This is a genomic window from Nitratireductor sp. GCM10026969 (assembly GCF_042660605.1).
Taxonomy (GTDB): Bacteria; Pseudomonadota; Alphaproteobacteria; order Rhizobiales; family Rhizobiaceae; genus Chelativorans.
In genome coordinates, this window is sequence record NZ_JBHSUM010000183.1 from 1 (window position 1) to 7,814 (window position 7,814).

Below are 7,814 nucleotides of genomic sequence, written 5' to 3' on the forward strand. Positions count from 1 at the left end.
CGGCATTGCCGGGCACCGCATAGGCCTCGCTCCGGGCGGGGGTCGCGGCCTCGGCGTCCGGCGGGCGATTGCAGTCATAGACGAGGCGCGAGACCCGTTGGGCGACAAGCGGCGCATCGAGATGGCGCGACAGGTGCCGCGCCACGGCGCTTGCGCCGGGATCCCAGGCGATGTGGCTTTCCAGCACTTCCCGCGCGAGCCCGAGATCGGCGAATTCCGGCGGAATGAAATTGGCGGCGTGCTCGCAAGAGAGGACGACGGTCCCCGCGCCTTCGGCATTGATCGTTTCGACGATCGTTGCCTCCCCTTCGACCCGTTTCCCCGGCTCACCCACGACACAGCCCTTCTTGCCGAAACCGAAAATATCTTTTCATATCCATTTACACGGTCAAGATTAATTCTGAAATTTTTGCTACAGGGTTTCTGAGGCGGACAGGAATTCGAACCATGGCCCATCGGGGCGGCAGAGGCGAGGTGATGAGCGGAGGGACCGGAAAGACGGTGGCCGAACGCCTGCGCGGCGCATTCGAGGTGCTGACGCGGGCCGAGAGGCAGCTCGCCAACGCACTGCTCGACAATTATCCCATGCTGGGAATGGAGAGCATCACTGCGGTGGCCGAATCGGCCGGCGTGTCCACGCCCACCGTGGTGCGCATGGCCAAGAAGCTGGGCTTCGGCGGTTTTCCCGAGATGCAGGCGGCGATGCGCGCGGAGCTGCAGGCCACCATCTCGAACCCGATCGCCAAACACGACCAGTGGGCCGAAAGCGCGCTCGAGGGACATCTCTTGAGCCGCTTCGCCGATGCGGTGACGGAAAACCTCCGCCAGACGCTCAACCAGATCGACAAGCGCACCTTCGATGCCGTGGCGGACCTGCTCGCCGACCAGTCACGCAACGTGCATGTGGTGGGCGGGCGAATCACCCGCTCGATGGCCGACCACTTCTTCACGCACATGCAGGTGATTCGCCCGGGCGTGACGCAGATCGCCTCGAATTCCAACAGTTGGCCGCATTACGTGCTTAACATGCGCCCCGGCGACATTCTCGTCGCCTTCGACATCCGCCGCTACGAACACGACATCCTGCGGCTCGCCGAGATGGCACGGGCGCGTGATGTCACCATCGTGCTTTTCACCGACCAGTGGGGCTCACCCGCCGCGCGGCACGCCGCGCACTGCTTCCACGCGCGCATCGAGGTGCCGTCGGCCTGGGATTCGACCGCCGTCATCCTTTTCATCGCCGAAGCGCTGATCGCGGCCATCGAGACGCGAAGCTGGGAAACGACGCGGGCGCGCATGAACGAGTTGGAAGAGCTGTTCGACAAGACGCGGCTCTTCCGGAAGTTCGTGTGAGAGCTGCAATCACGCTGGATTGCATGCAAGGGCGGCCGTCATCCCGGAAGCCGGAGCGTGAGCTGCGGCTGTCCGGGATCCACTCCGTGACTCGTCCACGTTCCGGAATGGGTCCCGGACAAACCTGCGGTTTTCCGGGATGACGTGCGCTAGTGCGTCGCCCTGAACGCATCCCGCGACAGCGCTGCCTCGAATCGTTATCGCACCACCAGCACCGATATCTCCGCGTGGCGCACCACGCGCGCGGCGTTCGGGCCGAGGAGATAGTCCTCAGGCCCCGGCCGCTTGGCCGAGAGCACGATGAGATCGGCCTTGACGACGCCCGCATAGCGCAGGATCTCCCGGTAGATCGAGCCATGCCCGACGATATGGCGGTGCTTGATCTCGGACGGCACGTGCTTCTTTGTGAACAGGTGCAGCGCCTGGTTGGCGTGCTCGAGCGCCTCCTGCTCATGCCCCTTCGGGAAGAAGCCGCCGACGATGGACATGCCGTAGTCGGGCACGACGGTCATCACGTGCAGGCGGCTGCCGAAGGTGCGGGCATAATCCACCGCCGTTTCGAGCGTGCGCTTTTCGTGCTCGGGATCGCCGAGATCGATGGAAACGAGGATGTCCTTGTACATCGCGTCTTCTCCTCACGCGGCGGCCGGCTTCGGTTTCGGATTGCCGGCCAATGTGCCCCCGCGCATGCGCTGGAGGAACATCACCAGTGCCAGGATGAGCACCGCCGGAATGTAAAAAACCTCGCGCGGCATGCGCTCCGTGCTCGCCTCGATCGCGGTGATCTGCACCGGCTCGTCGGCGTAGAAGTCCATGTCGGAGAGAGCGCGGGCGGCGAGGCTGTTCAAGTCCAGCGGTTCGTCGAGGACGACCGTGCCGTTCTCGATGCGCACGGGCAGGCCGATCGCCTCCTCGAAGCGCGCCTCCCCGCTGGCCCCCGCCTCGCCCAGACCGAAGGCCATGGTACGCTCCAGCGTCACGTCGGGATTGTCGAAGCTCGGGCCGCGGATGACGAGGCGGACACCGGCCCCGGAAGGCTCACGCTCCACCACCTCGAAGATCTGCGTCGGCTCGACCTGCTCATAGGGCGGCTGCACCAGATCGAGGAAGAAGCCGGGCCTCAACAGCATGAAGGTGACGAGCAGAAGTGCGGCCGACTCCCACATGCGCGACTTGACCATGAAGAAGCCCTGCGTGGCGGCGGCGAAGATCAGCATCGCCACCGTCGCCAGACAGAAGACCCAGATGGCGCCGAGGAAGCTCACATCGATGAGCAGCAGGTCGGTGTTGAAGACGAAGATGAAGGGCAGAAGCACCGTCCTGAACGAATAGAAGAAGGCGATGAAGCCCGTCTTCAGGGGATCGCCGCGTGACACGGCCGCCGCCGCGAAGGACGCCAGCCCCACCGGTGGCGTCACGTCCGCCATGATGCCGAAATAGAAGACGAACATGTGGGCCGCGATCAGCGGAATGAGCACGCCGTTTGCGGCGCCGAGCTGCACGATGACCGGTGCCATGAGCGAGGAGACGACGATGTAGTTCGCCGTCGTCGGCAGGCCCATGCCGAGCACCAGCGAGATCATGGCCGTGAAGACCAGGATCAGGAAGATGTTGCCGCCCGACAGGAACTCCACGAACTCGGCCATGACCTGGCCGATGCCGGTCAGCGTGACGGTGCCCACGACGATGCCGGCGGTGGCCGTGGCGCAGGCGATGCCGATCATGTTGCGGGCGCCCGTGATCAGGCCGGCGACTAGATCGTAGAAGCCTTCCATGAAGGCGGCACGCTGTTCATCGGACTGCATGCCGCGGAAGAGCGCCTTGAGCGGCTTTTGGGTCAGGATGATGAGAATGAGCAGCAGCACGGCATAGAAAGCCGACAGGCCGGGCGAATAACGCTCGATCATCAGGAACCAGATAAGAACCACGAGCGGCAGGAGATAATGCAGCCCCGTCTTCAGCACCTCGACGGCCAGCGGCAGTTCCACCACCGGCGCCTCCGGATCGTCCAACTCCAGATCCGGCGCTTGTGCGGCATACCACACGAGCAGCACATAGATGCCGAGCATGGCGATCAACAACACCGGGCCGGAGACATCGGGAAGCAGGTAGCGAATGAGCGAAACGCCGTAATAGGTAAGGCCTGCAAGGATCACGATCGAAGCGATCGTGATGCCGGCGCGCAGGAGCGCCACGGTCGCCGGATGTATCTGCCGCTTTTCGAGCACCGGCATGTCGTTCTTCACCGCTTCCAGGTGCACGAGGTAAAGCAGCGCGATGTAGGAGATGACAGCCGGCAGGAAAGCGTGTTTGATGACCTCGATATAGGGGATGCCGACATATTCGACCATCAGGAAGGCGGCCGCCCCCATGACGGGCGGCATGATCTGTCCGTTGACCGAACTCGCCACCTCGACTGAGCCGGCCTTTTCCGGAGAGAAGCCCACCCGCTTCATGAGAGGAATGGTGAAGGTGCCCGTGGTGACCACGTTGGCGATCGAGGAACCGGAGATGATGCCGGTCATCATCGAGGCGAGCACCGCTGCCTTCGCCGGACCGCCGCGCAGATGGCCGAGCAGCGCAAAGGCGAGTTTGATGAAGAAATTGCCGGCGCCAGCCCGGTCGAGCATCGAGCCGAACAGGACGAACAGAAAGACGAACGCCGACGAAACGCCGAGCGCCACGCCGAAAACGCCCTCCGGCGACAGCCACATCTGATACATGGCGCGCCCGTAGGACGCTCCGCCCCAGCGGATGATGTCGGGAATAAGCGTTGAGGAACCGAAAAATACGTAGCCCAGGAAAACAAGGGCAACGACGACGAGTGGCGGCCCCAGCGCCCGGCGCGCCGCCTCCAACAGCAAGACCATGCCGATTCCGGCAATGATCAGATCCCGCGTTATGGGAAGGCCCGGCCGCTGGGCCAACTCGTGGTAGAAAAAGAAGTTGTACAGGGCGCAAGCCGCCGCGGCGAGCGCCAGAACCACGTCCAGGGCGGGAACACGGTCACGCGGGCTGCGGCTGAAAGCGGGAAAAGCCATATAGGCAAGGAAGAGACCGAAGGCCAGATGGACTGCGCGGGACTCCGCATGATTCAGGACAAGGCTGAGCCCGGTCAGGCTCGAAAGCATATAGGGTAGCGGCGAAGCGATATAGAGCTGGAAAAGCGACCAGCAAAGCGCCACGCCGGCAATGATATAGCCGGTCGTTCCGATGGGATGGCGCGCGCCGGTATCGGTGGAAGCGACAAGATCCTGTAAATCGTCCGTCGTATGGGATTGCTCGCCCGCGGCACCGTTCGACTTCTCAGCCATCACTCTGTTCCCCGAAAGATTCTTGCTTTTTGCGCACTGCCGCTGCTTTCCCCGGCGGTAATGCGAAAAAGGGCGCCCCGGCGGGGCGCCCCTGGAGGTGAGCGTGCTTAGTTGAGCCAGCCCTGTTCCTTGTAATAGCGCTCAGCGCCGGGATGCATCGGAGCCGAGTTACCCTGGCTCACCATCTGCTCCGGCGTCAGATTTTCCAGCGCCGGATGCAGGCCCCGGAACTCATCGAAGTTATCGAAGATGGACTTGACCACGGTATAGACCACGTCGTCGGACACGTCGGCGGAGGTCACGAAGGTCGCGCCGACACCGAAGGTGTTCACGTCCTCGTCGTTGCCGCGATACATGCCGCCGGGGATGGTCGCCTGGAAGTAGTAGGGATTGTTCTCGACCAGTGCGTCGACGGCCTCGCCCTCGACCGGCACGATGACGCTGTCGCAGGTGGTGGTGGCCTCCTCGATGGAGCCCGCCGGATGGCCGACAGTGTAGGCGAAGGCGTCGATGTTGTTGTCACAGAGTGCGGAACTCTGCTCGGCCGGCGCGAGCTCCGCCGCCAGGGAAAAGTCGTCGTTCGTCCAGCCTTTTTCGGCGATCAGAAGATCCATCAGCGCGCGCTGGCCGGAGCCGGGATTGCCGATATTGACGCGCTTGCCCTTCAGATCGTCGAACTCGCCGATATCGGCGTCCGCTCGGGCGACGACGGTGAGGGGCTCGGCGTGCAGCGAGAACACCGAACGCAGGTCTTCATGCGCGCCGGTGTCGGCGAAACCGGCCTCGCCATTATAGGCGTTGTACTGCACGTCCGACTGCACGACGCCGAATTCGAGGTCGCCGCCCTTGATGGCGTTGACATTGAACACTGAGCCGCCGGTGGACTCCACCGAGCAGCGAATGCCGTGGTCGCGGCGCGTCTGATTGACCAGACGGCACATGGCGCCGCCGACGGGATAGTAGACGCCGGTCACGCCGCCGGTTCCCACGGACACGAACTGCTGCTCCTGAGCCGCCGCCTGGCCCGCCGACAGCGCGCCGAGCATCGCCGCGGCGATACCAAAGCCGAGAATTCGATTTGGTGTCATATTGCGTCTCCCTGTTGCCATACTCATCTGGTTGCACGTTGCGTATTCCGCTTCCCGATCCGGGAAACAGCCACCGGGTACCCGCGTGCGAGAGTCCCCGACCGGCCATGCGCGGCTCAGGCCGGGAGCGTGAATTGCCCCCTCGCCCAAGTCAATGGATAGACTGCGCAATTCGGCGAAAGATGCAACATAATGTTGCAATCGGACGGGCTTGTCGACAACGCCGATATGCCATCCTCCCTTCTTCCCATCTGTCAGGCCACGGCCGCGTCGACGGCCTCTCCCAGCAACTCGACGATCCGCTCAACGGTCGGCCGGTCGACGATGAAGGGCGGCGCAAGCAAGACATGATCGCCGCGCTTCCCGTCGACCGTCCCGCCGGCCGGATAGACCATCAGGCCGCGTTCCATGGCCTCCCTCTTCACCCGCGCGAAGATCTTCAGCGCCGGATCGAAGGGCTCCTTGCTTGCACGGTCGCCGACCAGTTCGAGGCCCATAAACAGGCCGCGGCCGCGAATGTCGCCGACATGTGCGTGTTCACCGAAGCGCTCCTCCAGCAGGCTTGTGAGATGGGCACCCATCTCGCGGACATTGGCCAGGAGGCCGTCGCGCTCGATCACCTCCTGCACGGAGAGCGCGGCCGCGCAGGCGACCGGATGGCCCATATAGGTGTGGCCGTGCTGGAAGAAGCCTGAGCCTTCGGCAAAAGCCGCGAAGATCGCGCGCGAAAGAAGCACGGCGCCGATCGGCTGGTAGCCGCCGCCAAGCCCCTTGGCGACGCTGACGAGATCGGGGGCGACGCCGTCCTGCTCGAACGCGAACAGCGTGCCGGTGCGACCCATGCCGCACATCACCTCGTCGAGGATGAGAAGCACGCCGTAGCGGTCGCAGATCTCGCGGATACGCCGGAAATAGCCGGGAACGGCGGGCACAGCTCCCGCCGTGGCCCCCACAACGGGCTCGGCAATGAAGGCCATGACGGTTTCGGCGCCGAGTTCGAGGATCGTGTCCTCGAGCTGCTGTGCGGCGCGCTGGCCATAGGCCTCTTCGCTTTCGCCCGGCCATCGGAAACGGTAGGCATAGCAGGGATCGATGTGATGGGTTTCGATGAGAAGGGGCTGAAATTGCGCCCGGCGCCAGGCATTGCCGCCGGCGGCAAGCGCCCCCAGCGTGTTGCCGTGGTAGCTCTGGCGGCGGGCAATGACGTTGCGGCGCTCCGGCTCGCCCTTCTCGACGAAATACTGCCGCGCCATCTTGAGCGCGGCCTCGTTCGCCTCCGAACCGCCGGAGACGAAATAGACGTGGCCGATGCTTTCCGGCGCTGCCTTGACGAGCTTCTCCGCCAGCTTCTCGGCAGGCTCGTTGGTGAAGAAGCTGGTATGGGCGTAGGCGAGATCTTCTGCCTGGCGCGTCAGCGCTGCGATCACGTCGGGATGACCGTGCCCGAGGCAGGAGACCGCCGCGCCGCCGGACGCGTCGATATAGGCGCGGCCGGCGCTGTCGTAGAGCGAAACGCCCTTTCCCCCAACGGCGACGGGCAGGTCGGCATGGATCTGGCGGTGAAGAATATGCGTCATTGGTCTTCCTGGCGCCGCGTGCGGGCGGCATGTTCGTAAAGATGGATCCTGAGCGCGGCGAAGTGGCGCTCCGCGTCGGCGATGGCCTCGAGCGCCCGCTCCCCTTCTTCGCCTGCGACGAGCGCCGCCAGGATCTCCACGGCGATGAAGGCCGGCGCCATGGAATGAAAGAAGGAGGGGCTTTCCGTCGGCACGACGATTGCGTGGTGGGCAAGCACCGCCACGGGCGAGGCGGCGCTGTCGGTCAGCGCGACGATGACGAGCCCGCTGTCCCGGGCGTGGCGCGCCGCCTCCACGCTGGCCCGTGTGTAGGGCGAGACGGTGGTGACGAAGAACACGTCCCCGGCACTGGCGAAGCGCAGCGCGTCGAGGCCGGTTCCGTCGGCAACATCGAGTGCGACCGGCTGCTCGCCCAGGAAGGACAGCATGTAGGCCAGGTGCGCCGCCACCGGCTTGCTGGAGCGCAGCCCGAGACAATAGAC

The 7,814-nt window shown here is 64.4% G+C and carries 7 protein-coding genes; 1 reads left to right on the forward strand and 6 read right to left on the reverse strand.

Annotated elements, in window-relative coordinates; translation table 11 throughout:
• On the reverse strand, positions 1-334 hold a 334-nt coding region (locus tag ACFP9U_RS22280), incomplete at its 3' end, for an N-formylglutamate amidohydrolase (protein WP_378624827.1).
• Positions 335-477: 143 nt separating this feature from the next.
• On the opposite strand from ACFP9U_RS22280, the gene ACFP9U_RS22285 reads away from it, so the two are divergent.
• The gene (locus tag ACFP9U_RS22285) at positions 478-1,353 is read left to right on the forward strand and encodes a MurR/RpiR family transcriptional regulator (RefSeq protein ID WP_378624828.1); all 876 of its coding nucleotides are present in this window, start codon (positions 478-480) and stop codon (positions 1,351-1,353) included.
• 197 nt (positions 1,354-1,550) lie between these two features.
• On the opposite strand, the gene ACFP9U_RS22290 is transcribed toward ACFP9U_RS22285, so the two are convergent.
• The 5 genes from ACFP9U_RS22290 to ACFP9U_RS22310 form a co-directional block, all read right to left on the reverse strand.
• Positions 1,551-1,976 (reverse strand): universal stress protein, encoded by a 426-nt coding sequence (locus tag ACFP9U_RS22290; protein WP_322453898.1) that lies wholly within the window; start codon positions 1,974-1,976, stop codon positions 1,551-1,553.
• Positions 1,977-1,988: 12 nt separating this feature from the next.
• Positions 1,989-4,667, reverse strand: coding sequence for a TRAP transporter permease (locus tag ACFP9U_RS22295; RefSeq protein WP_378624830.1), 2,679 nt, complete (start codon positions 4,665-4,667; stop codon positions 1,989-1,991).
• A 107-nt stretch (positions 4,668-4,774) separates the two neighbouring features.
• On the reverse strand, positions 4,775-5,755 hold the full coding sequence (locus tag ACFP9U_RS22300) for a TAXI family TRAP transporter solute-binding subunit (RefSeq protein ID WP_378624831.1): 981 nt from the start codon (positions 5,753-5,755) through the stop codon (positions 4,775-4,777).
• 254 nt (positions 5,756-6,009) lie between these two features.
• Positions 6,010-7,332, reverse strand: a complete 1,323-nt coding sequence (locus tag ACFP9U_RS22305) for an aspartate aminotransferase family protein (RefSeq protein ID WP_378624833.1) — start codon at positions 7,330-7,332, stop codon at positions 6,010-6,012.
• On the reverse strand, positions 7,329-7,814 hold a 486-nt coding region (locus tag ACFP9U_RS22310; RefSeq protein ID WP_378624834.1), incomplete at its 5' end, for a MurR/RpiR family transcriptional regulator. The genes ACFP9U_RS22310 and ACFP9U_RS22305, both read right to left, overlap by 4 nt.

Bases quoted from the DNA above. Each gene is read 5' to 3' on its own strand.
- ACFP9U_RS22285 (WP_378624828.1), top strand. From the start codon at position 478: ATGAGCGGAGGGACCGGAAAGACGGTGGCCGAACGCCTGCGCGGCGCA.
- ACFP9U_RS22290 (WP_322453898.1), bottom strand. From the start codon at position 1,976: ATGTACAAGGACATCCTCGTTTCCATCGATCTCGGCGATCCCGAGCAC.
- ACFP9U_RS22300 (WP_378624831.1), bottom strand. From the start codon at position 5,755: ATGACACCAAATCGAATTCTCGGCTTTGGTATCGCCGCGGCGATGCTC.
- ACFP9U_RS22295 (WP_378624830.1), bottom strand. From the start codon at position 4,667: ATGGCTGAGAAGTCGAACGGTGCCGCGGGCGAGCAATCCCATACGACG.
- ACFP9U_RS22305 (WP_378624833.1), bottom strand. From the start codon at position 7,332: ATGACGCATATTCTTCACCGCCAGATCCATGCCGACCTGCCCGTCGCC.